The organism is Streptomyces sp. NPDC033136 (assembly GCF_055578235.1).
This window is the reverse complement of sequence record NZ_JBVIPD010000022.1, coordinates 48190-70174: the sequence shown is the minus strand read 5'-3', so window position 1 is coordinate 70174 and position 21985 is coordinate 48190. Positions and strand designations below refer to the sequence as shown.

At 70.4% G+C, this 21985-nt stretch carries 28 protein-coding genes; 22 read left to right on the top strand and 6 right to left on the bottom strand.

The features are described from left to right. The first annotated feature begins 461 nt into the window (after positions 1–461). On the top strand, positions 462–755 hold the full coding sequence (locus tag ACZ5TL_RS31170) for a hypothetical protein (protein ID WP_468594015.1): 294 nt from the start codon (positions 462–464) through the stop codon (positions 753–755). 1033 nt (positions 756–1788) lie between these two features. On the opposite strand, the gene ACZ5TL_RS31165 is transcribed toward ACZ5TL_RS31170, so the two are convergent. After that, positions 1789–2094 carry a helix-turn-helix transcriptional regulator gene (locus ACZ5TL_RS31165; RefSeq protein ID WP_468594013.1) on the bottom strand — a complete coding sequence of 102 codons (306 nt, stop codon included), beginning with the start codon at positions 2092–2094 and terminating at the stop codon, positions 1789–1791. Between the two features lie 531 nt (positions 2095–2625). On the opposite strand from ACZ5TL_RS31165, the gene ACZ5TL_RS31160 reads away from it, so the two are divergent. Next, positions 2626–3276, top strand: coding sequence for an HAD family hydrolase (locus ACZ5TL_RS31160; protein WP_468594012.1), 651 nt, complete (start codon positions 2626–2628; stop codon positions 3274–3276). Between the two features lie 4 nt (positions 3277–3280). After that, positions 3281–4120 carry a DUF1932 domain-containing protein gene (locus ACZ5TL_RS31155; protein ID WP_468594011.1) on the top strand — a complete coding sequence of 280 codons (840 nt, stop codon included), beginning with the start codon at positions 3281–3283 and terminating at the stop codon, positions 4118–4120. Positions 4121–4127: 7 nt separating this feature from the next. On the opposite strand, the gene ACZ5TL_RS31150 is transcribed toward ACZ5TL_RS31155, so the two are convergent. The 4 genes from ACZ5TL_RS31150 to ACZ5TL_RS31135 form a co-directional block, all read right to left on the bottom strand. Then, on the bottom strand, positions 4128–4697 hold the full coding sequence (locus tag ACZ5TL_RS31150) for a phosphotransferase-like protein (RefSeq protein WP_468594010.1): 570 nt from the start codon (positions 4695–4697) through the stop codon (positions 4128–4130). Then, a complete protein-coding gene (locus ACZ5TL_RS31145) occupies positions 4694–5731 on the bottom strand; it encodes an AAA family ATPase (protein ID WP_468594009.1) in 1038 nt (345 codons plus the stop codon). Before ACZ5TL_RS31145 ends, ACZ5TL_RS31150 begins: the two co-directional genes overlap by 4 nt. 210 nt (positions 5732–5941) lie before the next feature. Continuing rightward, on the bottom strand, positions 5942–7201 hold the full coding sequence (locus ACZ5TL_RS31140; protein ID WP_468594007.1) for a helix-turn-helix domain-containing protein: 1260 nt from the start codon (positions 7199–7201) through the stop codon (positions 5942–5944). Then, positions 7198–7527 carry a putative quinol monooxygenase gene (locus ACZ5TL_RS31135; protein ID WP_468594006.1) on the bottom strand — a complete coding sequence of 110 codons (330 nt, stop codon included), beginning with the start codon at positions 7525–7527 and terminating at the stop codon, positions 7198–7200. Before ACZ5TL_RS31135 ends, ACZ5TL_RS31140 begins: the two co-directional genes overlap by 4 nt. Before the next feature lie 219 nt (positions 7528–7746). Between ACZ5TL_RS31135 and ACZ5TL_RS31130 the strand changes: the two genes are divergently transcribed. From ACZ5TL_RS31130 to ACZ5TL_RS31040, 19 genes are all read left to right on the top strand, one after another. After that, entirely contained in the window at positions 7747–8130 is a 384-nt protein-coding gene (locus tag ACZ5TL_RS31130) for a hypothetical protein (protein WP_468594005.1), read from the top strand. 42 nt (positions 8131–8172) lie between these two features. After that, the gene (locus tag ACZ5TL_RS31125) at positions 8173–8484 is read left to right on the top strand and encodes a hypothetical protein (RefSeq protein ID WP_468594003.1); all 312 of its coding nucleotides are present in this window, start codon (positions 8173–8175) and stop codon (positions 8482–8484) included. 375 nt (positions 8485–8859) lie between these two features. Next, positions 8860–9573, top strand: coding sequence for a hypothetical protein (locus ACZ5TL_RS31120; RefSeq protein WP_468594001.1), 714 nt, complete (start codon positions 8860–8862; stop codon positions 9571–9573). Positions 9574–9740: 167 nt separating this feature from the next. Next, entirely contained in the window at positions 9741–10061 is a 321-nt protein-coding gene (locus tag ACZ5TL_RS31115) for a hypothetical protein (protein ID WP_468594000.1), read from the top strand. Further along, positions 10061–10327 (top strand): WhiB family transcriptional regulator, encoded by a 267-nt coding sequence (locus tag ACZ5TL_RS31110; protein ID WP_468593998.1) that lies wholly within the window; start codon positions 10061–10063, stop codon positions 10325–10327. The genes ACZ5TL_RS31115 and ACZ5TL_RS31110 overlap by 1 nt, the downstream gene beginning before the upstream one ends. Before the next feature lie 75 nt (positions 10328–10402). Next, complete coding sequence (locus tag ACZ5TL_RS31105; protein ID WP_468593997.1) at positions 10403–10570, top strand: hypothetical protein; 168 nt, start codon at positions 10403–10405, stop codon at positions 10568–10570. Positions 10571–10835: 265 nt separating this feature from the next. Next, entirely contained in the window at positions 10836–12575 is a 1740-nt protein-coding gene (locus tag ACZ5TL_RS31100) for a DUF2637 domain-containing protein (RefSeq protein WP_468593995.1), read from the top strand. 147 nt (positions 12576–12722) lie between these two features. After that, positions 12723–12995 carry a nucleotidyl transferase family protein gene (locus ACZ5TL_RS31095; RefSeq protein ID WP_468593993.1) on the top strand — a complete coding sequence of 91 codons (273 nt, stop codon included), beginning with the start codon at positions 12723–12725 and terminating at the stop codon, positions 12993–12995. 183 nt (positions 12996–13178) lie between these two features. Then, on the top strand, positions 13179–13646 hold the full coding sequence (locus tag ACZ5TL_RS31090) for a hypothetical protein (RefSeq protein WP_468593992.1): 468 nt from the start codon (positions 13179–13181) through the stop codon (positions 13644–13646). A gap of 14 nt (positions 13647–13660) precedes the next feature. Next, entirely contained in the window at positions 13661–14944 is a 1284-nt protein-coding gene (locus ACZ5TL_RS31085; RefSeq protein WP_468593991.1) for a hypothetical protein, read from the top strand. Continuing rightward, positions 14941–15666 (top strand): hypothetical protein, encoded by a 726-nt coding sequence (locus ACZ5TL_RS31080; protein WP_468593990.1) that lies wholly within the window; start codon positions 14941–14943, stop codon positions 15664–15666. Before ACZ5TL_RS31085 ends, ACZ5TL_RS31080 begins: the two co-directional genes overlap by 4 nt. Before the next feature lie 168 nt (positions 15667–15834). Continuing rightward, positions 15835–17904 carry a hypothetical protein gene (locus ACZ5TL_RS31075; protein ID WP_468593988.1) on the top strand — a complete coding sequence of 690 codons (2070 nt, stop codon included), beginning with the start codon at positions 15835–15837 and terminating at the stop codon, positions 17902–17904. A gap of 19 nt (positions 17905–17923) precedes the next feature. Beyond that, the gene (locus tag ACZ5TL_RS31070; RefSeq protein WP_468593986.1) at positions 17924–18223 is read left to right on the top strand and encodes a hypothetical protein; all 300 of its coding nucleotides are present in this window, start codon (positions 17924–17926) and stop codon (positions 18221–18223) included. Positions 18224–18306: 83 nt separating this feature from the next. Then, entirely contained in the window at positions 18307–18912 is a 606-nt protein-coding gene (locus ACZ5TL_RS31065; RefSeq protein ID WP_468593984.1) for a hypothetical protein, read from the top strand. 192 nt (positions 18913–19104) lie between these two features. Continuing rightward, positions 19105–19314, top strand: coding sequence for a hypothetical protein (locus ACZ5TL_RS31060; RefSeq protein ID WP_468593982.1), 210 nt, complete (start codon positions 19105–19107; stop codon positions 19312–19314). Positions 19315–19423: 109 nt separating this feature from the next. Further along, on the top strand, positions 19424–19951 hold the full coding sequence (locus tag ACZ5TL_RS31055) for a hypothetical protein (RefSeq protein ID WP_468593980.1): 528 nt from the start codon (positions 19424–19426) through the stop codon (positions 19949–19951). Further along, complete coding sequence (locus ACZ5TL_RS31050; RefSeq protein WP_468593978.1) at positions 19948–20229, top strand: hypothetical protein; 282 nt, start codon at positions 19948–19950, stop codon at positions 20227–20229. Before ACZ5TL_RS31055 ends, ACZ5TL_RS31050 begins: the two co-directional genes overlap by 4 nt. 137 nt (positions 20230–20366) lie before the next feature. Continuing rightward, positions 20367–20582 (top strand): hypothetical protein, encoded by a 216-nt coding sequence (locus ACZ5TL_RS31045; protein ID WP_468593976.1) that lies wholly within the window; start codon positions 20367–20369, stop codon positions 20580–20582. A gap of 20 nt (positions 20583–20602) precedes the next feature. After that, positions 20603–21340, top strand: a complete 738-nt coding sequence (locus tag ACZ5TL_RS31040) for a hypothetical protein (RefSeq protein ID WP_468593974.1) — start codon at positions 20603–20605, stop codon at positions 21338–21340. Positions 21341–21473: 133 nt separating this feature from the next. Here ACZ5TL_RS31040 and ACZ5TL_RS31035 read toward each other — a convergent pair whose 3' ends face one another. After that, positions 21474–21977 carry a GIY-YIG nuclease family protein gene (locus tag ACZ5TL_RS31035; protein WP_468593972.1) on the bottom strand — a complete coding sequence of 168 codons (504 nt, stop codon included), beginning with the start codon at positions 21975–21977 and terminating at the stop codon, positions 21474–21476. Between the last annotated feature and the right edge of the window lie 8 nt (positions 21978–21985).

Below are 21985 nucleotides of genomic sequence, written 5' to 3'. Positions count from 1 at the left end.
CCTCAACTACCGGTACCTCGCCTACGGCGGATGAGAAAAACGCGCCCTCGTCATCCGGTGAGTCAGTCCTAGGTGATTCCTCATTCGCGAGGGATCCCTCACCAACCGGCGAACCCGATCCCTCACCAACTTGGGAACTAGCCGACTCCTCAGAACCACCCGTCACAGCCGCCTCAGCAGCCCCGGCGACCGCCGCGCGGCCACCCTCCGGACGAACCTCGGGAGCGATGTCGTGCGCGATGTAGTGGTGACGCCCCTGCGCCCCCGCACGCCGCTGCACCGTCACCCAGCGCGCCGCCTCCACCTCGTCCACCACCGCCGACGCCGCCGTCACCGAGATCGGCTGACCGGCCTTCTGGCCCGAGTGGTGCCGCAGACCGGCCGCCAGCTCAGCCTCCGTCAGCGCGATCCCCCGCGCCTGCGCATACGCGATCAGCGCGAACGCACGCAGCTGCCGGGGCGTGAGGTCCTCCGAGGCCGCCACCGGCAGCCACACGAACGCCTCCGCGCGAGTCATCGCCCGCACCGTCCGCACCGCCGACGTGCCCGTGCCACCCGGCAACGTCCGACGATCCGAGAACAGCTCCACCACGCCGTCCGGACCCGGACGACGCAGCTGCGTCATCCCCCGCTCCACCGACGCCACCGACAGCCCCAGATACGACGCGATCGTCTCCGTACGCGCCTGGCAGCCCTCCGGCCGCAGCCCCAGCGCCTTCACCTTCACGTACACCGACAGCGCCACGTCCTGGTAGTGCGGCGAGGACACAAGACGCATCGGCACCCGCACCCGCTGCCGCCGAACCGGCGCGCTCTCGTCCACGGCAACGGTCGGTGCCGCCGCCGTGCTCATCGGCCCACCGCCCCGACAAGAGCCGCAACGGCCGAACATCCCAACATCGCCTGTGTCGCCATCGGGCCGGTGTACACGCCAAAGCGGACACCCCCCTCAGCAAGCAGAACTCGCGTTTCCTGATCCACTCGCCGACCCTGCACCGAACGGCCTGTGGACAGATTCCGCTCAGCCCCGATCACCCCTCGCGCTCCCGTACGGCGGGCAACAATCTTGGAACCCGTCCCGTGGGGCGGGACGCCGTCCTCGAGGACGCCGCCGCCGACGGAGTTGTCGACGGCCTCCGAGAGCGGGTGCACGAGCGGGGCGGCAGACACCGCGACCACACTCATCGAGCAGACCCCGAAAGGGCTGCTCTCGTAGCTTCCTACTGGAAGACCCTCTTCCTGTACGAAACGCGTAAAGAGGGAGGACTCGGGCGACGATCCCGTCACACGGGAAGCCCGCCATGCCTGAACCGGTGTGAAACGGACAGGGTCAAGCTGACAGGGGACACCACTCTCGGGCACTATGAGAACGACCTACCTTCCATATAGCTGGACCGACCAGAGCCCCTCGGGGCCCGGCCGAACCGGATGTGCGGATGTGTGGGTGCCGCCCCCTTCGTGAGAAGCGGGCGGACACCGACTGGGTGGGGGGAGATTTCTCCTCTCTCTTGGTTTCTGGTGAATCGCGAAGCCCCTGTGGTGGGGGCCCGCGGTGAAGCTGGCGGTGCTGATCTGCGGCTGTGGTGGCCGTGGTTGGCGGCCGGGTTGTAGTGGCCCTGATGAGGGGCCGATGGAGATATGTGCGGCTCGATGAGCCGCAGCTCAGGACCGGTGACAGCCGGGACCTGAGCGGCCGACGCGGGTGGTTAATCCGGTCGGTAGACGGGCCGCGCGAGGCCAGCGGGTGGTAAGTCCGCTCCTTGGCGCGCGCGGCCGATGGCCACTAGGTCATCCCGACCCCCCTTCGGAGGCCGGCGTCGCGCTGCCCGCATCCAGCTCAGCGGCTTCGGGGAAACGCTCCGCGAGCCGCTTGAGCAGATGGATGTAGGCATCGCGCTGCGGGCGCCGGGGGGTGCTCTTCCCCAGCTCCCAACGCACCACGGCAAGGCGCTTCACGCCCACCGCGTCCGCGACGTCCTGCTGCGTGAGGTTCGCGGCGAGACGCAGCTGCGCGCGCACGCGCGGCGGCGGGAGGACATCGTCCAGGCCGTCCAGCAGGGCATCGACCTGCTTCAAGCGGTCCGGGTCGGACATAGCGCAGCCTCTCAAGATCGATCGATCTCTGAAACATACACCATTTGATCTCCGGGAGGGGTACGCCGTCAGCGTTCGTCCCTCCGGAAGTAGTCCGGGACCACCCAATCGAAGTCGTGCCGCCCAGGATGCCTGGCGAACAGGGTGCACACCTCGGACGTGATCTCGCCTGGTCGGGTCTCCACCGGGCAGGTCGCCTGCGGGACAACGTCGCGCCGACCGGTTGGATCGTCCCACCGCACCCACCAGGAAACGGCCTCGCCGGGGGCGAGTCGGCCAGCACCCACCGGCTTCGAGAAGTCCCCGAGCGCAGCATGCGGTCCCCGGTGCCCAGCCTCCAGCTCGCAATGGAGCTCCGTCTCGATCGACGTCGAACCGTGCGGAATCTCCGAGAGAAGCCGGATCTCCCGCTCCGACAGCGAGATCGACTCCGAACACCGCTGCGGTCTGCTCACTTGACTCCTCCCCCGAGCTGACTGAGTACGAGACCGCGGAACCGCGGGCGCGCCGCAACCAGTACGGTTCCTGCCCGTGGCCCGACTCGCCCTTTTCGATCTGGACGGCACGCTCGTCGACCGGCAGACCGCTGTCCGCGACGCCCTTACCGCGTTGTGCCGCGCGCACAACTTCGATGCCGCCACCGAGCAGTGGCTGCGCGCTGAACTGGTCGACCGCGCGAACCCCGACAACTTCGTCCGGCTGCGCGACGTCTTCGGCCTGGCCGTGCCCGCTGGGCAGCTGTGGCAGGAGTACGTCGACCTGATGGCGGCCGCCGTCACCTGTCGGCCGGAGGTCCTCGAGGGCCTGGCCCACCTGCGCGCGGCCGCGTGGACGATCGGCATCGTCACGAACGGTGCCAGCGACGTGCAGCGCGCCAAGCTCGCCGCGACCGGCCTCGCCCGCCTGGTCGACGGCGTGGCCGTCTCCGGAGACCTGGAGATCCGCAAACCTGACCAGCGCCTGTACGAATTCGCCGCCTCCCGCTGCGGTCGGAGCCTCGCCGACGGCGGATGGATGACTGGCGACAACCCGGCCGGAGACATCGGCGGTGGGCATAGTGCTGGCCTGCGCACCATCTGGCTGCGGGGCCGACCCTGGCCCGACGGCCTCAAGGCCGCACACCACGCCGTCGACGACGTCACCGACGCCATCAACATCCTGCTCAATGAGACCCCGGAGTAGCACTGTGGACCAGCCCACCGTCGGCATCCTCCACCCCGGCAGCATGGGCGCCGCCATCGCCGCCTGCGCCGCGACCAACGCGGCCGCGATCGTCTGGTGCTCAGCCGGGCGCAGCGCAGCGTCCACGGCGCGCGCCGAACAGTTCGGCCTGACGCCGGTGGCCACGCTGACGGAGCTGCTGGACCGCAGCGACATCGTCATCAGCCTCTGCCCGCCGGCCGCTGCCGAAGACCTAGCCCACGACGTCGCCGGGCACCGCTTTGACGGGGTGTACCTGGAGGCGAACGCGATCAACCCCGAGCGGACGATACGGATCGCCGGGCTGCTCGGATCGGACGCGACCGTCGTGGACGGCGGCGTCGTCGGCTCCCCGCCCGTACGCGGCAAGACCCCGGTGCTGTACCTGTCCGGCCCGGCCGCCGCGACCGAGCAGATCGAGGCGCTCTTCGCGGGCACTGCGGTGCAGACGAAGGCGCTGGGCACGGAGGTTGGGAAGGCGTCCGCGTTGAAGTTGGCGTACGCCAGCTTCCAGAAGACGTCGCGCGTGCTGGTGGCGCTCGCGGTGGGCATGGCACGCGAGCACGGCGTCGACCAGGAGCTCATCGAGGTCGCTTCCCGGCGCACCGACTCGTACCTGTCCGAGCCGCAGTACGTGGCCAAGACGGCGGCGCGCGCCTGGCGCTGGGGCCCGGAGCTGGAGGAGGCCGCCGACGCGCTCGCGGCCGCCGGCCTCCCGCCGGAGATGCTGCGCGCGGCCGCGACCACGCTGGCACGGTGGCACGACGTCAAGGACGACCGCGAGCTCACGCTCACCGACGCCCTGGACCGGCTCGCCCAGCCGTAGCCCGCGCTCATGCCGTCGCCGCTCCCGCCCGCCGCATCAGCAGCTGGTCGATGAGCCGCGCCGCGTCCTGCGGTGCCGCCGTCGTGGTGTCCACGGTCAGGTCCCAGGCCAGGTCCGGGTGCGCGTCCAGATCCTCGCGGGTCGCGTCCCATGCCGCCAGGCGTGCCATGGTGTCGGCGTCACCGCGCCCCGCAGATCGCTGCGCAGAGACCTCACGCGGGCACCACAGAAGCACCAGCGTCCAGTTGGCCGGGTAGCCGTCGACCAGGGCGCGGATGCCGTCGATCTGTCCGAGGTGCACCACCGGCACCCCGGCCGCGAACGCCGCGTCGACGCCGGGCCGGTCGATCACGTACGTGTTGCCGTACCGCGCGTTCGCATAGACGACATCGCCCGCGGCCTCCAGCTCGTCCAGCTGCTCCGCTGTGCCCATCCGGTAGCCGGCGGACTTGCCCGTCCCCACCTTGAGCCGCGCGAACTGCGCATACCTCGAGTTCAGCTCGGTGAGCGCGGTGGTGACGGTGTCCTTGCCCGACGCCGGCGGGCCGTACAGGATCACGCCCTGTTTCAGGTTCACGCGTACATCGCCCTCATCGCCTGCCGGGCTTGGTCCGCGAGCGTCACCGCAGTCCCCAGCCGGTTGTCGACGACCAAGTGCGGCACCGCCGGGCGCAGCTCCAGGTCAATCGTGGCCATGTACTCGTCCCACCGCTGGAGCTTCCATGCGTCCCGGGCCGCGGAGCGGAATCCGATGTACTCGCGCATCGACTCTTCGTCACAGCGAACCCACACCGGGAAGACGTCGACACCCATCGAGCCCGCGCGGTTGGTTAGACGCTGCATCCAGGCCGGGTCTGTCATCTCCGCGATGAACGGCGCGGTCAACACCGTGGAGATGCCGCACTTGATGTTGGCCATGGCCGACTGCATCAGGCAGTCGTACTCCACCGGCCGGACCTTCTCTCGGTAGAGATCGGTGTGCCGGTCGTTCGCGTCGCCACCCAACGCGACCAGGAGGCGCTCCACGAGCGGACGGGTGAGCGGGTCCTTGTCGAGCAGCGGCCAGCCGGTGAGCTGAACGAAGAAGCGGGCGAGCTCGGTCTTCCCACTGCCGGCGAACCCGCCGACCAGAATGAGCACCGGGCGATGCGGGTCGCCGCCCGTGTGCCTGCGCTTCCACGCGTCGATGATGCGCTGCTGCAAGTCGAAGTGGTCGGCTTCGCCCGAGCCCGGCGCAATGCGGTGAATCGCCCGCTCAACGGCCAGCACGTGCGCACCGTTGAGGCGGTCGTCCATCGGCGTGATTTTGAAGGACGTCTCCTCACCGGGAAGGGCGGTGCGGAAACCGAGGTCAGGCTCAGTGGCCCGGTAGAGGAGGCAGTAGGCGCGCCGGTAGTGAGGCCCAGGGAAGACCTCGCCCTGCTCGTGCTGCCACAAGGTCTGAGGATTCGCAGCAGGAATGCCCTTGAGCTTGGCCCGCTCAGCAACCTCCCGGAGACGCTCACCGGCCTTCTCCAGAGTCAGGCCATGGGCCTCCCGCTGCTCACGCAGCCGGTCCGGCCTCCACCCTGCACGTTGCTTCCCCACCCTTTGCCCCTCCGTCATCGTCATGGGCGCGAGCCTAGGGCTCGGGCCCCAAATCCCATGTGTACGCGGATGTTGAAAACCCGTGAATGAAAGTGCGTACGGGCTTCGACAAGCCTCTGTGATGTTCCATCCCTGCCGCCGCCGGTGTGATTGCCCCCACACAACGACGAGGTTGGCAGGGGGTGCAGACCAGTGGTTATCGACCACCACGGCGACAGCCGGGATAGATCCGAATTAGTCCAGCAGGGCATCAGCTCTTTCGGCGAGTTCCAGCAGCTCGCGCGATGCGTTCGGCCCCGCCACCAGGACGAGTTCGCGGATTGCTGCGCGGGCGGCCTGATGGGTCTGGATGATCTCGGGGGCGATGGCCTCAGCGTCCAACAGGCAGCGGAGAGCCTCGCCGCCATGGCGCCTCTGCGCGTGGGCGCGTCCCAGGTCCATCAGGAGCCGGCCCTGCCTCTCGGGCGAGAGTGCGGAGGCGTCGATGGTGAGGCCGATGTCCAGCGCCTCGCCAGCGTCTCCCAGGTCCACAGCAGTGCTGACCGCCTGAATCTCGACGTTGACCGGGCCGAACTCCAGATTGAAGTCGTTGCGGTTCTCTCCGAGTCGCGCGGCGATGGCGCGAGCCTTGGCGATCTCCTCCTTGGCCTCCGTTCGCGCACTGGCACGGGCTCGGACGAGAGCCAGGGCCAGATGCAGGGAGCCGAGGACGGACAGGGACTCCGGCGACTGGTTGGCCTGTTCGCCCAGCGCGCTGATCGCGGTCTGTGCAGCGTGTTCGGCCTGTCCGAGACTGCGAAGTCGTACGAACGCCTGCACCATGCGGAACACGCTGGCGCAGACGTGCAGAGGGTCATCGGATCGCTCGGCTGCGAAGACCGCGCGGTCGGCGGCTACCCAGGCGGCATCCGCCTCATCCTGGCGTACGAACGCGGCGGACAGGGCCTGGTAGGCCCGGGACAACAGCAGGTACAGCTCCGCCTGGTGCTCGCTGGGAGCTGTCCGAACCGTCCGCTCCAGTTCGGGGAGCAGCTGTACCGCGAGGGTGCTGACCTGTGCGAGCTGACCTGCATGTGTCAGCTCCCAGAGGTCATCGACGTCGCTCCGCAGGGATTCGACGGTGCGCGTCGCTCCGGAGTCGTCACGGCCAGCGGTCAGCAGAGTCTGAAGCGCCGGATGGCCGGACAGCAGTCGGCGGGTCTCGTCCAGATCGTTGGAGAGCGACTGAGCGGTGGGTGCCTGTGATGGCCCGTCTGCCGCAACGCTGGGACGCAGCTGCTGGACGGACACGCCCAGCTCGTCCGCGATCTGCTGGAGCAGGTCCATGCGCTGGACGGGCTGCACACCTCGTTCGACCTGGGAGAGCCAGCTGCTGGTCTTCCCGAGCGCTGCCGCGAACTCGGCTTGCGTGCGCCCTCGTTCCTTCCGGAATCTCTGGACACGCTGCCCGAAGGCACGATCCTGCGGATCGACGTCCTTGCCGGTCGGCTTCACGACTGCTCCGCTTCGGGGCGCTTGCTCAGGTCCTTCAGCTCGTTGAGGAACGTCACTTCGACGTTGCTCAGGAGCGACTCGCGGGCCGCGAGGAAGCGCTGAGTGTGGGCCTGGTCCTCGTGCGCCTGGAACGCGTCGCGGTCGGCGTACAGCTCGTAGAAGACCCGGACCAGGGGCTCGTCCACCGGGGTGTGCACGGTGTAGACGAGCGTGCCGGCCTCGGTGCGAATGCCCTCGATGGTCTGGGCGACCAGGTCGTCGAACTGCAGGGCTGCCGAGGTGTCTCGCAGGGTGAAGCGCACCACCAGTGCGTATCCGCTGGCCACGAAGTCTTCCTCTCCACGTCGCGTAAGCATGCACACATTCTCACACCTAAAGCTGTAGTGCTAGTTAGCAGTCAAAGTGTTGACTCGCACTTGCAGTGCTACTACTGTCCAAGGTGTTCCACCCCGCAAGGGATGGACCGCCAGAAGGCGCTTATTTGGCCTGCCCGGATGCACCTGACCCGCCTCTGCGCGGGCTCCTACCGAAGGGAGCACCACCCCATGAACGTCACCAGCCGCCCCGTCGCCAGCTTCGCCACCGAGGACTTCGACGGCGAGACCATCGCGCTCCTGGACGAGCTGGAGGTGGAGCTCCCGGAGTTCAGCGACATCGACCTGGACGTGGCGTTCGGTACGCCGCTGGAGCTGCACGAGCCCTATGCGACGTCCCGTGAGAAGGGTCTGACCGACCAGGAGCTGCTGAAGCAGTTCTTCGCGAGGCGGCACGCGGCCCGCGACATCCTCGCGGACGACCCGACCGTCACCGCCCTGGTCCGTGAGCGCCTGGTCGACGTCCTCCTCCCGTACGCCTCCCAGCTCAACCCCGCGAACACGGAGGTGTCCGCCTTCCACGGCACCGTGGCCGCCGCCCCGCTCGCCGCCTGAACCCCGCCGATCCACCGATCGCACCGAGAGGACCTGATTGCGATGCAGACCCCGGACTCCTTCCGCGCCGTGCACGGCGACGTCACCACCTGGTCCACCGCCGAGATCGAGGGCTACGAGCACACGGTGGAAGCCGCGAGCCCGGCCTTCGCCGAGGCCATCGCCACCAACCGGTTCGTCCTCGGCCGTCACGCCGAGGGCGGTCAGGTCGTCGTCGACCTCGCCACCGCCGAGGACCTGGCCCAGCGCCGCGAGGCCGGCACCCTTCGCCTGCTCATCGGCGGCACCACGGGCAGCGGCAAGACCAGCCAGGCCGCGCTCCTCCAGACGCAGATGGAGCGCTTCGCCAGCTGACCCCGGAGGCCTTCTATCAGGACCGCGCCCCTGCTCGGTCCTGGTGGTGGGAAGCCGGAGACGGCCCCCAAGCACCACCCACAACCGCATAAGCGCAGCACGCGAGAAGTTATGCGCGCCAAGTGACACGGCCGAAAGGCCCCACGATGACCTTGGCCGACTCTCGCGGGGCTTCCAACAGCAGTTGCGCTGCCTGTCCCTCACGGCCGGACCAGCCGTATTTGTCGCTGGTCAGTCCCTGAGGGGTGGAGAACGCAACAGTCTCACCGACCGCCTCCACTCCAGGGAGTTCCTGTGCGTCCCAGCACTCTTCCCCCCTACCGTGCCAGCAAGATCCGACCCCACCACCTCAACCTCCGCGACAACGAAACCCGCATGATCCTCTGCCCGGAGTGCGGGACCTGGCGCCGCCTGAAGCGCAGCCTGATCCTGCCCCACTACCCCGAGCGCGACGACCGCAGCGAAGGTGCTGCGGTGCGCTGCCCCGGCAGTGCACGCCGCTTGATCATGGACATCACCGTTGAGGAGTGGGGCGAGCGTCTCGCAACGGGAGAGCAGGAGGCCGCCTCGCTCCGCGCCAGCCAGCAGTTCTACAAGCCGCTGCCCGAGGCACCGGTGCCGGTGGCCCGTATGGCTCGTGCGCCGAAGTCGCAGCCCGTCCGGTTCTTCCAGTCCGAGCTGAACGCCGCGTACGAGCAGGCCTGCGAGGCCGTGGCGCTGCACCGAGCCAAGTGCGCAACCTGCCGCGCCGGGGGGTTCTGCGGCATCGGGCACCAGCTGGCGGAACGCCGAAGCCGGACGGAGGCGACCCGCGAGGAACAGCGCAAGAAGCAGGCCCGCGAGCAGAAGGCGGACCAGACGTGGGAGCGGCGTCGCGGCGAGGAGCAGGCCCGCCGGCGCGCAAACCAGTGGCGCCAGGCGGACCCGCTGACCGCCAAGTACGTGGAGGCACGCAACGCGTTCACCGAGCACAAGAAGCAGTGCGGCAAGTGCAAGTCCAAGCGGAACTGTGAGGAAGCCCAGGTGCTCCTGGCGGAGCTCGCGCCGCTGAAGGACGCCTACAACAACCGTCGGCACCTCGCGCACTGAACTCGCACTCCGACGAACGACCACGGCCCTGCGCCCACTGACCTCGGTTGGTGGGCGCAGGGCCGTGGCTGCTCGTACGACAGCCGACCGAAAAGGCGACAGCCCCCGGGGGCCACCGGGGGCTGTTCGAACGGACCTATCTGGAGGCCCTGTTGCACACCCTCAGCATGACACACCCGCTCCCCCGGCCCGCGGCCGCGAGCGGAGACCCGGCAACCCTCGAAGCCCTGCGCCGGGTCATCGACGAGCAGGTCGGCCCCCGCGACAAGGGCGCCATCTACCGGAACACCGACGGCGCCTTCGAGGTGCTCGACCTGGTCCGCGACCCCGAGCGCGCCCGCCAGCTGCTCAACCGCCGCTGCGCGCAGTGGGCGCTGATCGTCCGCGACGTGCTGCGCCCGGACGGCGAGCCGTTCGCGATCGGCAGCGTGTGGACGACGTCGGACCACCTGGTCTGCGAGGCCGGCACGGTCGGAGGCGCGAAGTAATGGACTGGCGATTCGGCGCCCAGTGCGCCAACGAGGACCCGGACCTGTTCTTCCCCATCGGCAACACCGGCCCGGCCCTGATCCAAATCGAAGAGGCCAAATCGGTCTGCCGTCGATGCCCCGTCATGGAGACCTGTCTCCAGTGGGCGCTGGAGACCGGCCAGGACTCCGGCGTGTGGGGCGGCCTGTCCGAGGACGAGCGCCGCTCGATGAAGCGGCGCGCCGCCCGCAGGCGGACGCAGAAGGCGAAGGAGGCGACGGCATGAGCGAGGCCGAACGCCAGCGCCTGGAGGACGCGCTCCGCCGCACCAACCAGCAGCACGACTTCGGCCGCCGCGCGCATGGCTGACGACCTGTACCAGCGCTACATGGCCGCCGACCGGACGCACCGCGAACACACCGATACCTGCACGGCCTGCACCCCCGAGTCCCGCTGCGCGGCCGGGAGCCGGCTGTTCGAGTCGCTCAGCCGACTGCAGGACGCCTACCTCAACCGCAACAAGGACTGAACCTCCCCGAGTTGCCTGTCGCCCCCGCCCGCCGGCGGGGACGGCAGGGAGCGCCCGGGGCCTCCCCCGATCCGCTCCGCTGGCTCCCGCCGACCGGGAGCGGCACCCAACTTCGCGCCCGCCGCCCGGGCCTTCGGACAGCAGCCCGCCCGCACTGCGGGCCGACGCCTTGTCCTCGCCCGCCGGGTCGGGCAGACCCCCGGGGCTGAGCGTCCCCACCCGCCATCCCCCGCCGCCCCCGGCACGACCGATCAAGGAGCACAAGATGACGATCTCTGCGGACCTGGTCCGCTCCGACGCCGAACAGGCGACCGACCACTCCCTCGTTCCCGACACCCCGCCCGCCACGCGGGACGACACCCACCGCGATCCCGGCGCGCAGGCCGTGACCGATGACGTCCAGGCCGAGGAGGAAGACCGCGGCTACGCGACGTGGGAGCTGTGGCTCGCCGTCTTCGGCGTGCTGCTCGGCACCGGCGTCGCCGTCCTCGGTCTCTACAGCAGCTTCGGTGCCCTGTACGACAAGGCAGCACTGCCGGCCTCTGAGGGCGGCTGGGGCTGGGACGACCCGTGGCTGCTGCCGGTCGGCATCGACCTGTCGATCCTCGCCTTCGGCATCGTCAACCTGCTGCTGATCCGCGCCCGCCGCCCCCTGTGGTGGATCAAGTGGGTGCCGCGCGGCGGCACGGTCCTGACGATCTACCTCAACTGGGAGGCTGCGAACTCGCTGCCTGCCCAGGTCGGGCACGCCGGTCTCGCCGCCCTGTGGGTGATCTTCTCCGAGATCGCCGCGCACCTGTACGCCGCGCACATCGGTGAGGTGCACGGTGCGCGCCGCATGGGCAAGATCCGCCTCTCGCGGTGGCTGTGCCAGCCGCTGACGACGTTCCGGATCTGGAAGCTGATGCGGCAGGACGAGATCACCGACTACGAGGTCGCGCTCGCCCACCACAAGGAGTGGATGGTCTACCGGCAGCGTCTCGCCTCCAAGTACGAGACCCGCCGCTGGCGCCGGAAGGCCACTCAGGAGGAGCTGGCCCCCTTTCAACTGGCCAAGGTCGGGCTTTCAGTCGATGAGGCCCTGGCCGTCCCGCTGATGGAGGAAGTACGCGAGACCCAGCGTCTCGCCAAGGCGGCCTTTCAGCGAGCCGAGGCCGAGATTCAACGAGTCGAGGCCGATGTTCAACTCGGGACCGCGCGCATTCAAGCCGAGGTCGACAAGATCCGCGCCGAGGGCCGCCTGAAGATCGCCAAAGCCGAAGCGGAACGCGAGGCTCAGGCGGAGATTCAGCAAGCCGAGGCGGACTTTCAACTCCGTGAGGCCAAGCGGCAGCACGCGCTCAAGCTGGCCGAGGACGAGGCCGCCGCGCAGGCCCAGGAGCTCGCCGACGAGACCGAGAAGCGCCGCACCCTCGCCCGCATCGAGCGGGAGAAGGCGCAGGCCAGTTGGGGTCTGGAGCAGCAGCAGATGGCGTCTCAGGCCACCGAGGCCGAGCGCCGGATCCAGGCCGACGCCGCCGCTCGCGCCCAACAGGACGAGCTCGCCCGCCAGGCCGGGATCGCCCAGGAGCAGCAGCGCCTGGCCGAGGCCGAAGCGGCCCGGGCCAAGGCCCTGGAAGAGGCCGCTGAACACGAGCGGCGGGAGGCTGAACACCGCGCCGCGACGGTGAACGCGGCCAAGCAGGAGCAGCTCGACAGCGAGGAGATCGCCGCTTCCGTCGCCCGCGCGGAGGCCGCGAAGGAGGAGGCCGCTGAACGCCGCGCCCGCGCTGCTGAACATGAGGCGCGTGCGGTTGAAGCCGCGGCCCGGGCCCGCATGAGCCAGGTCGACTGGGACACGCACCGGGTCGCCGCGATGATCCAGGCCCGAGGCGAGAGCGCGGTCACCGTCCGCGTCATCTCCGAGGAGCTGGGCATCTCCACCGGCTCCGCCCAGGACCGCAAGCAGCGCGCGCTCCAGCTGCTGGACGAGCAGGACGGCGGTCAGACCGCCCAGGCGGCCTGAAAGGGCCCCCGACCTGCGAAAACGAGCTCATTCGACGGCTCCACCGGCCCCCGAAGTGATGTTGGCACCTCGGGGACGCGGTGAAGGCGCCGAAGCGCCGGCACCAACCCTGCCACGAACACGCCCTGGAAGGAGGCAAAACCGCAGGTGAGCGACACCAACGAAACCGCCCCGTGGAACAACCCCCCGGAGCGCAAGAAGAAGCTGCGGCGCAAGCGGGCCGAGAAGCAGGCCCGGCGCGCGGAGCACTGGGGCCGGCGCCTGGAGGAGGCCCGCCAGGAGGGCCCGGACATGGTCGCCGCGGTCACCTTCGACCGCCTCCGGGGCACCCTCGACAAGCTCCCCGCGGCCGACCGCGAGCGCGCCTACGAGGCACTCACGCAGGCCCTCGAGCACATCCGCGAGACGCACGCACAGTGACAGCCCGGCTGTGACGGCAGCTGTGACAAGGCCTGTGACATCGGGCTGTTACAGCCGCAACAGACCCCACCCGTACGGCCGCGCGCACCCACGCGCGCAGGCGCGCCCGTGCGCGCGCGAGGATACGACGCTCTGTAACGACTCGTCAAACCGCAACCCATGTCCCGGAAGGACGGAAAATCCATGATCGACGCCGCTGTCAGCGCCGCCGCCGGCGGGGCCTGCGCCGGGTCCGCCGCGCTCCTGTACTACGCGGAGAAGCTGCCCGGACTGAACAAGGTCACCAACAAGCTCCACACCGACCGCGCCCAGGCGGTCCTCATCGCGACCGCGTCGGCCGCGATGGTCGCCACCCCGGCGGGCTCCTGGTGGAACGAGACGGTCAACTCCATCAACGACTGGGCGGTCAGCTCGGTCGGCGAGTGGACCGGCCTGATCATCACCGGCATCCCCGCCCTGGGCGTGACCCTGGTCTTCGTCAACGACCTGGTCACGCGGAAGGTGGAGATGCGCACCCGGATCCTGGGCGCGATCCTGCCGGTGCTGGCCTCCACCATCCCCGGCCCCATCGGCGATGGCATCCAGACCGGGCTGGCCTGGGTCGTCACGACCGTCGGCCGCCTGGTCGCCGGCGCCTTCGGCATGGCGTGAGCGGGGGCTGAGCCGTGTTCGAACTCATCCTGCTCATCGCCATCGCCTACGCCGGAGCCCGCGGCGTGGAGAAGGTGACCGGCACCGACGACCGCCGCTACGACACCGCGGAGTCCCGCAAGGCCGTCGAGAAGGTCGCCGCCAGCGGCCCCAAGGACGGCACCACCACGGTGGTGAAGCGGCCCGGGCCGACCGAGCCGGGCGGCACCTTCAGCGCCGCCGCCCCACGCAGCGCGAAGATCGGCGGGAAGGCCGCCGTGCCGCTCGCGGTCATCACCGAGACCGGCTCCACCATGTGGAAGGCCGTCGGCGAGGGCTACCGCGAGCGGTGGCCGGAGATCCGTGAAGAGCACCGCCGCAAGATGGCCGAGAAGGCCGAGGCGAGGCGGAAGAAGAAGGAAGAGGCCGAGGCGAAGAAGAAGGCGGAGGAAGCAGCGGCCAAGGCCGGGCCCCCGCCGCCCTACCCGCCCAAGCCCACCGAACCGCCGAAGACCGATCCCCCGGACGCGAAAGCCGACGACGAGGACGCGAAGGAGAAGCCGGAGGAGCCGAAGGCATCCCCGGCGGCTGCCGAGACGGGTGACGGCAAGCCGGACTCGCCCGGCGGACCCCACCTCGACCTCAACGCCATCCTCGAGCAGGCGATCAAGGAGCGGGCCGAGGCAGAGGCGAAGGCCGAACAGGCCCGCAAGGAAGCCGAAGAGACGCGTGACCGGGCGGCGACCGACAAGGTCCTCGCCGCGCAGAAGGAAGCCCGCGAAGCGAAGGAGCGGGCCGAGGCGGCCGAGGAACGGGCCCGGACCGCCGAACCGAAGCCCGCCGACCCCGACCCCGATCCCGAATCCCCCGCCGGGCGCCGCCACCTGAGCGTGGTGCCCGACCCTGCACAGAACGGAGACCCGATGTCCTCTCCCAACATGGTCATCCCCGAAATCCGCACCCTGGACGGGCTGATGAACGCCCTGACCCTGACGAAGGCGATGTGCGAGATGCGCTCGGAAGAGGCCATCGCGATCGCCGCCGACGACAAGTCCCTCTCCGACCGCCTCGACCAGATCGAGGCGGAGATGGCCGAGATGGAGGTCGACGCCAAGACCCGCCAGGAGATCGACACGCTGCGCGAGGACATCCACACCCAGTCGGCGGCCGCCGCCCAGTACGGCGCCGCAGCCAAGGACGCTGGCGACTTCGCCGTGGCGGCCGCGGCCTCCGCCTACAAGGCCCACGGCGGCATCGCCGAAGCCGTCCAGTCCTCCCCGATCGAGCGGGCCGCCCAGGCCGGCTACTACGACCGGTGACAGAGCCCCGGCGGGTCGAACCGTACGTGTGGACGTGGGAGGAAGACGGCATCTCCCGGCAGGTCAACGTCCACTACACGCGGATCGGCACCACCGTCATCTACGCCCCCCGCCACTCCGGCGACTGGCTGCCGTGGTTCGACGCGGACTACGAGTTCGAAAGCGACCGCGGCCGCTGGGAGGAGGGCGACATCGTCACCCTCGGCTCCCCCGATGACCCCGGCTACGGGCTGATCGACCCGGACGACGACATCGACGCCCCCGAGGACTTCAGCGGCGTCATCGAGGACGTCGTCTCCGACTCCAGCCCCGAAAAGGAAGGAACCCACCCCATGCCGATCACGAAGATCCCTGACGTCGTCAACCACCGAGCCCTGCTCACCGCGCTCAACACCATCCGCGCGGAAGTCGAGACCCGCCAGGAGGACGTCGACAACCTCGCGGCCTGGTCCGGCGAGATGGCCGAACGGATGCGCGGCATCGGCGAGGAGCTGAAGGCCCTCAACGTCGACAACTACACCGTCGGCAACATGCACATGCTCGGTGACCTGATCGACGGGTCGAAGAAGGCCGCCGACGCCTACAAGAACGCCACCGACAAGTCCGTCACCCAGGCCGAGACCGCCGCGCGCACCGCGCACCGCAACCACGGCCGCATCCAGGACGCCGTCGACGACTCCGACGTCCCGATGGCGAAGAACACCTTCTACGACGCCGAATAGGCGCCCACTGCACCACCCGTCAGGCCACCGGGCCCGCCAACTGGCGGGCCCGACCCCTGTGTTGCCCAGACGCCCCCGGCCCGCGCACCAGGCGCGGTTCGGAGGCGGTGGGGAGCACCGGGCCCCCGGACCCGTCCTCCACAGCCCCGAGCATGAAGGGAACCCGCCGTGCGCGCCCCGAAGAACCCCACCCCCCAGTACGTCGACCTCGCCGCCTTCGTCGCCGCGCAGACCAACCAGGCAACAGCCCAGGCGGCAACCGGCAAGAAGAACTCCCGCACCTTCAAAGAGTGGGCGCTCGCCAACCGCGGCCGCCTCACCCTCGCCGTCACCGCCGCCAGCATGGGTCCGGCCGGCGAGCTGCTGTCCGCCACGCCCGACGGCTGGAAGACCGCCCTCACCCTCGGATTCACCGGGGCCGCGGCCGCCGGCGCCTGGGGCTGGGTCCCCGGCCTGGTCAAGTGGAACGGCGTGTGGCGGCCCGCCCGCACCCTGCCCGCCGAACACGACCGCTACATCGGCCTGTCCATGCCGGTCACCGGCTCCGGCCTGCTCACCACCATGGCGAGCGTCGGCGGACCCGAATGGGGCGAGAACCCCTGGTGGGGCTTCTCCCTGGCCTGGTCGCTCGGCTACGGCGCCTGGGCGTGGCAGCGCTGGGGACGGCGCCCGCAGGCGAAGGCCCCGGAGCTGACCCAGCAGATGCTGGACTGGATGGAGTACGCCGCCGTCCCCGACGGGCCGTACCCCAAGAGCAAGCTGGTCTCCCCGATCGCCAACCCCAAGGGCGGCTGGTCGGCGGAGATCCACGTGCCGCGCGGCAAGTCCTTCAAGATCGTGGCACTGGACGACGTGCTGTCCTCGCTCGGCATCGACGACCCCGACCTGGTGGCGCTGGAGAAGCTCTCCCCGCGCAAGGGCCGGGTCACGGTGTTCACCGAGAACCCGCTGAAGAAGGGCACCCTCTTCGGCCCCCAGCACGTCCTGGACCCGGAGACCGGACTCGCCCCGTTCGGCGTCTACTACGACGGCGAGCAGGCCAACTACCGGTTCTTCCTGCCCGGCTCCGGCGCGGTGCACGACTTCATCACCGGCACCTCCGGCTCCGGCAAGTCCCGCGCGCTGGACGGGCTGCTGGGCATCGAGCGGCGCAGCCCGCTGATGTGCTCGATCGTCATCGACCCGCAGGCCGGCCTGTCCCTGCCGGACTGGCCCGACGGTGTCGCCGTGTTCGCGCCGGGCAACGCCTTCGGCATCGTCGTCCTGCGCGCCGTGCACGCCCTGATGAAGGAGCGCGGCAAGCGGTACAACCGGCTGAAGTGGGTCGACGACAAGGGCCGCACCCGCGTCGGCCGCGCCTTCTTCGTGCCGGGCGATCCCGACCCGCTGGTCTGCGTCACCCTGGACGAGGCCCACGACCTCCTCAACGACCCCGACTTCGGCGAGGAAGCCGTCAAGATCGTCGGTGACCTCGTGAAGGAGGCCCGGAAGGTCGGCATCAAGTTCCGCCTGGCCAACCAGTCCCCCAACGCCTCGGAGCTGGGCGGCGAGACCCTGATCCGCGACATCCTCCAGGGCGGCAACAACCTGGTCCTGCGCTCCGGCTCCTCCGCGACCGGCAAGCGGGCCGCCGGAAACGCCCTCGGGGACATCGACCCGGGCGCGATCCCGAAGGAGTTCAACGACGGCACCAGCACCGGCGGCCTCGGCTACCTCGCCGGTCCCGACAACCGGTCCGCGATGTGGCGGGCCCCCAACGTCGAAGACGCCTACGGCCTGGCCCACGAGGGCGAGACCACCGGCATCGAGCAGGCCAGCATCGACGCGCTGCCGATCGTGCGTCACATCCTCGAAGAGCACGCGCTGATGATCCGTCTGCGCAACGCCGGCGAGGACTACACGTACAACCCCGAGCGCTTCACCGACACCGCCCCGACCCAGGCGAAGAAGCCCGGGAAGAAGCAGGCCGTGCCCGCTGTGGCCATGGAGAAGGTGCCGGACGCCGTGGAGCCCGAGGGCGCGTCGATGTCCGACACCACCCGGCGGATCGTCGCCTTCCTCCACAAGCACGGCAAGCCCGCAGCACCGGCGGTCATCTCCAGGTCGCTGGGCATCCCCAACCCCCGGGTGCGCACCGCCCTGGGGCGGATGAAGGACGACCCGAACGTGCCCGTCACCAACCTCGGCCACGGCGCCTGGGTCCACACCGACCACGCCGACTACATGGCCGCCGCCTGAACCAGCGAGGGAGAACCCTGTGAACAGCACCGACGCCCCGGCCGGCGCCCTGCAGATCCTGGACCAGGCCGCCGCCCTGGTCCGCCAGCGCGCCGCCCGCCTCGGCACCGAGCCCGCCCCGACCCCCACGCTCACCATCGTTCTGGACGACGCACCCGCACTCCTGGCCAGCCTGTCCGGCCCCCAGCGCGACCAGCTCACCGAACTCATGACCAGCGGCCGCGCCAACGGCATCCACATCCGCGGCCGCTCCCGGCTCCCCCGCCAGTACGCCACCCTCGCGGAGCTGAACGCCGCCGCCGAGCACGGCGACCTGTAGCCACCACCCCGCCCCACCACCGAGGCCGGCCCCTTCCCCCGAGGGGCCGGCCTCGGCCGTACCCGACTCCCCTGGAGCGCCCGATGAACACCGAGCAGCACCTGGTCGACCAGGAAGTCGGCCCCTACTCCCCCACCGTGCCCACCGCGATCTGGCAGCCCGCCCCCCAGCACCACCAGGTCGTCGTACAGCAGGCACCCGCCCCGGCCCTGACCCTCTACCAGGTGCCGGTCCCCGGCTCCGTCCAGGTCCAGCTCCCCGACGGCCGCATCGCCTGGGGCCGCCCCGTGGAGCACCGCCTGGACCCGGTCCCCGTCGCCACACCGCGCGAGCCGATGCCCTCCTGGGCGAAGGCGATCGGCATGGTCGCCGGAAGCATCACCGCTCTCGCCCTCGGAGGCGCCATCGCCCTCCGTATCGCCGCACCCGCCCTGGGAGGCCTCGTGGACGTGCTCGACATGCTCTGGAAGGTCGCCCTGGTCCTCGCCGTCATCCTGTTCGGCGGCCTGGCCGTCGCCCGCTCCCTGTTCGCCAAGGCCGCAGGCCACACCGGCAGCGACCACGGCACCAGCAGTGAGCCGTCGACCGTCGTCTTCGCCCCGCAGATCGACACCGGCGGCAAACGGCTCATCGGCCGCGGCGGCGACGTGAACATCCAGTGGGGCGACGGCAACCGCAACAAGCAGTAACGCCGCCTCGCCGCGAAGCACATCGAGCTCCTGGAGGCCGCGCTCGCCGCGCTCAAAGCGGCGGCGACCCAAGGCTCTTCCCGCCGACCTGCCTGGTCCTCGGCCCGCCCCCACGGCGGCCTCGAGGGCCGGCCAGGCCGACCGGCCTGCCCGCACCTTCCTTCCCTCTACCTCGCCAAGGAGCGATCCGCCATGGCCCGACAGCCTTCCGGACCCGTCCTCACCCTCCAGCCCGCGCCCCAGCCCGGCTGGTGGCAGACCAACCGCCACAAGGTCCTCGCCGTCCTCGCGCTGATCATCGGCTTCCTGCTCGGCCAGAACAGCACCGACGCCCCGGCCGCCACCAACACGCCGCCCGCGCACACCGCACCCGCTGACAGCGCCACCCCGGCCACGCCGTGATCCGGACCGCCCGCCCGGCCCTCGCCCCCCGCCGCCCCGCGCGGCAGCACAGGGCGAGGACCGGACAGGCCGCCCGGCCCCACCCCGACCCGCCTGCAAGGAGCCTTCGTTGACCACCGCCCCCCTCAGCCCCACCGAGATCCAGTACTGCCAGCACGCCGCCAGAGTCGTCCGCATCGAAGCGCCCGCCGTCACCGAGCTGCTCGCGGCCATGGCACACCTGGACCAGGCCCTCGAGGCCGACCCCCAGGACAGCGCCACCCACTACGCGCCCCGCGGCCAGGAGCACCTGGTCCCCGACTGGATCCGCGCCAACGCCGACAAGATCCGCGCGCAGCTGGACGCCCTCGTCAACCGCTACACCGACCCCGGCAGCGGCCTGCTCAGCCAGGTCACGGACCAGCCCGGCATGTGGACCGATCCGGCCTCCGGCCGCACCTTCGACCTGGACGCCGACTACGTGCCCGCCAGCGACGACGGCCGTCGCCCCGGCGTCGTGTGGCGCTACCGCGGCATGCACGCCGCCAACGGAGCCCCGATCCTCCACCCCCACCAGCTGCCCGACCGCACCCCGTGCGCCGGACCCTGCTGGCCCGTCGGCACCGTCCCGACCATCGTCATCGGCGGCGGCGTATGAACCCTCCCACCGTCACCGCCTTCACCGAGACCGCCGCCCTGTACGCCGTCATGAACGAGGACCTGCCGGGCGCCCGCCGCATCGTCGGCGACATGCTGCCCGGCGAACGCGCCCAGCTCGCCCAGCAACTGGACCAGCTGCGCGAGCTGCTCGGCCCCCGCTGCGACGGCTGCGACGCCCTCACCCCCATCGGCACGAGCGTCCTCACCAACCCGCTGAGCACCGACCGGCAGTACCTGTGCCGCGACTGCGCCGCCGCTCCCGCGACGGCGACCTGACCCGGCCTGCCCGCCCGGCCTCCGGCGCCCCGCCCCTCGCGGCGGCTCCGGGGGCCGGACAGGCCGACCGGCCTCCCCAGCACCTCGTCCCCTGCCGCAGCAGTGCCTGCGGACAACCCACAAGGAGAGCAGTCGCTTTGGCGAAAGCGCCCGCCGTCATAGGTGTCCTCACCGAGCCCGCCCCGCCCACCTGGTGGAAGGCCAACCGGCACAAGGTCTTCCTCATCCTCGGCCTGATCGGCGGCTTCTACATCGGCACCCACAGCAGCGACGCCGCGACCAAAACCGACCCGCCCAGGCCGGCGCACACCGCGCCCGCCGACCCCAGCACCGGCACAAGCCCGTCCCGCTGACCACGAGAGGCGACACCACCATGAGCGTCACCCCGTTCCCCCACTCCCGCGCCGACCGCCAGCAGGAGCCCACCACCCAGGCCCGGGACTACAGCTGGTGGAAGCAGTTCAGCGCAGAACACGGCTGGCTCGGCCGCCGCCTCCACGACATCCGGATGGCCCCCACCTACGGCTGGCGGCTCATGGCCGGATGGATCAAGAGCGTCATCATCCTCGCCATCGCCGCGGCCGCGTTCTTCTCGCTGTACGGCATCGGGGCCACCGTGATCGAAGCGGCGCGGGCCCTGCCGTGGTCCACCCCGACCGGCGACGACCACACCGGCCTGCTCGCCACCATCGACCAGCCGGTCCGGTCCTACCTCGCCGCACGCACGCAGGCGCTGCCCGTCGACGCCACCACCGCCTACAGCGCCTGGCAGGCGGTCGGCGTCGTCGCGTTCATCCTCGGCTACCTCCGCAACGGCGGAGCCCGCCTCACCTGGACCGTATGGGGCGCGGCCACCGTCGCCATGGTGTGGATCGGCACCCCCGGCCCCGGCCGCGAGGTCGCCGCCGGCATCGCGGTCCTGGCCTGGGCGGCCCTGTCCGTCCTGGCGCTGCGCGGCATCAGCCTCTCCCCGGCCGCCTTCATCAACGTCGACGTGCACAACCAGACGCCGCCCGCCCCCGAGGTCCGTGCCGAGATCCACTGCCACCACCCGGAGCCGAAGCCCTCGTACAAGCCGTTCGACCCCATGCAGCCGCCGTCGCTGAACTGACCCTGACCGCTGCCTGTCCGGCCCGCGCCCCGCGCGCGGACCGGGCGGAGAACGGCCAGGAACAACCAGCACCATCAGAAGCACCACTGCGCCGCACGGAACGTCCGTGCGGCGCAGTGGCTGTCGGTCCGGGCTACTTCGAGCGGGCCTCCCTGTCGCGTTTCCACTTGGGCACGCGGTCCCAGGTCGCGGCCCATAGCTTGACTGCGTTGAGGTCCCAGGATGCGGGGCCAGGGCGTTCCAGACGTGGAGGGAAGTCCCGTCGCTTGCTCAGTGTGGTGATGCGCTGGGGTGAGACGCCGAGGAATTCGGCCACCCTGCGGGCGTTCGCAACATCCATGTCTTCGGTGACGGGTGCCGACGGTCGTTCGTCGGCGAACTTCGAGGTGTACGAGCGGCGTTCGTTGCGGAGCGGCAGTTCGGCGTGCAGGGCTTCGTACTCGGCTTTCTCAGCCTGTGGCCGGTCCGGGAACCACTCCAGGGTCAGCTTGGTGACGTCCCTCTCCCACCAGTCCTTCTCCCGGAGGTGAGTGCGGAAGCGATCGTAGGGCTCACTCGAGATGCCTACGTACAGCAGCTCATTGCTCTGGTTGAAGGCCCGGTATAACGCGGTTCGAGCGGTGGGGTCAGCAGCCATTGCCCCTC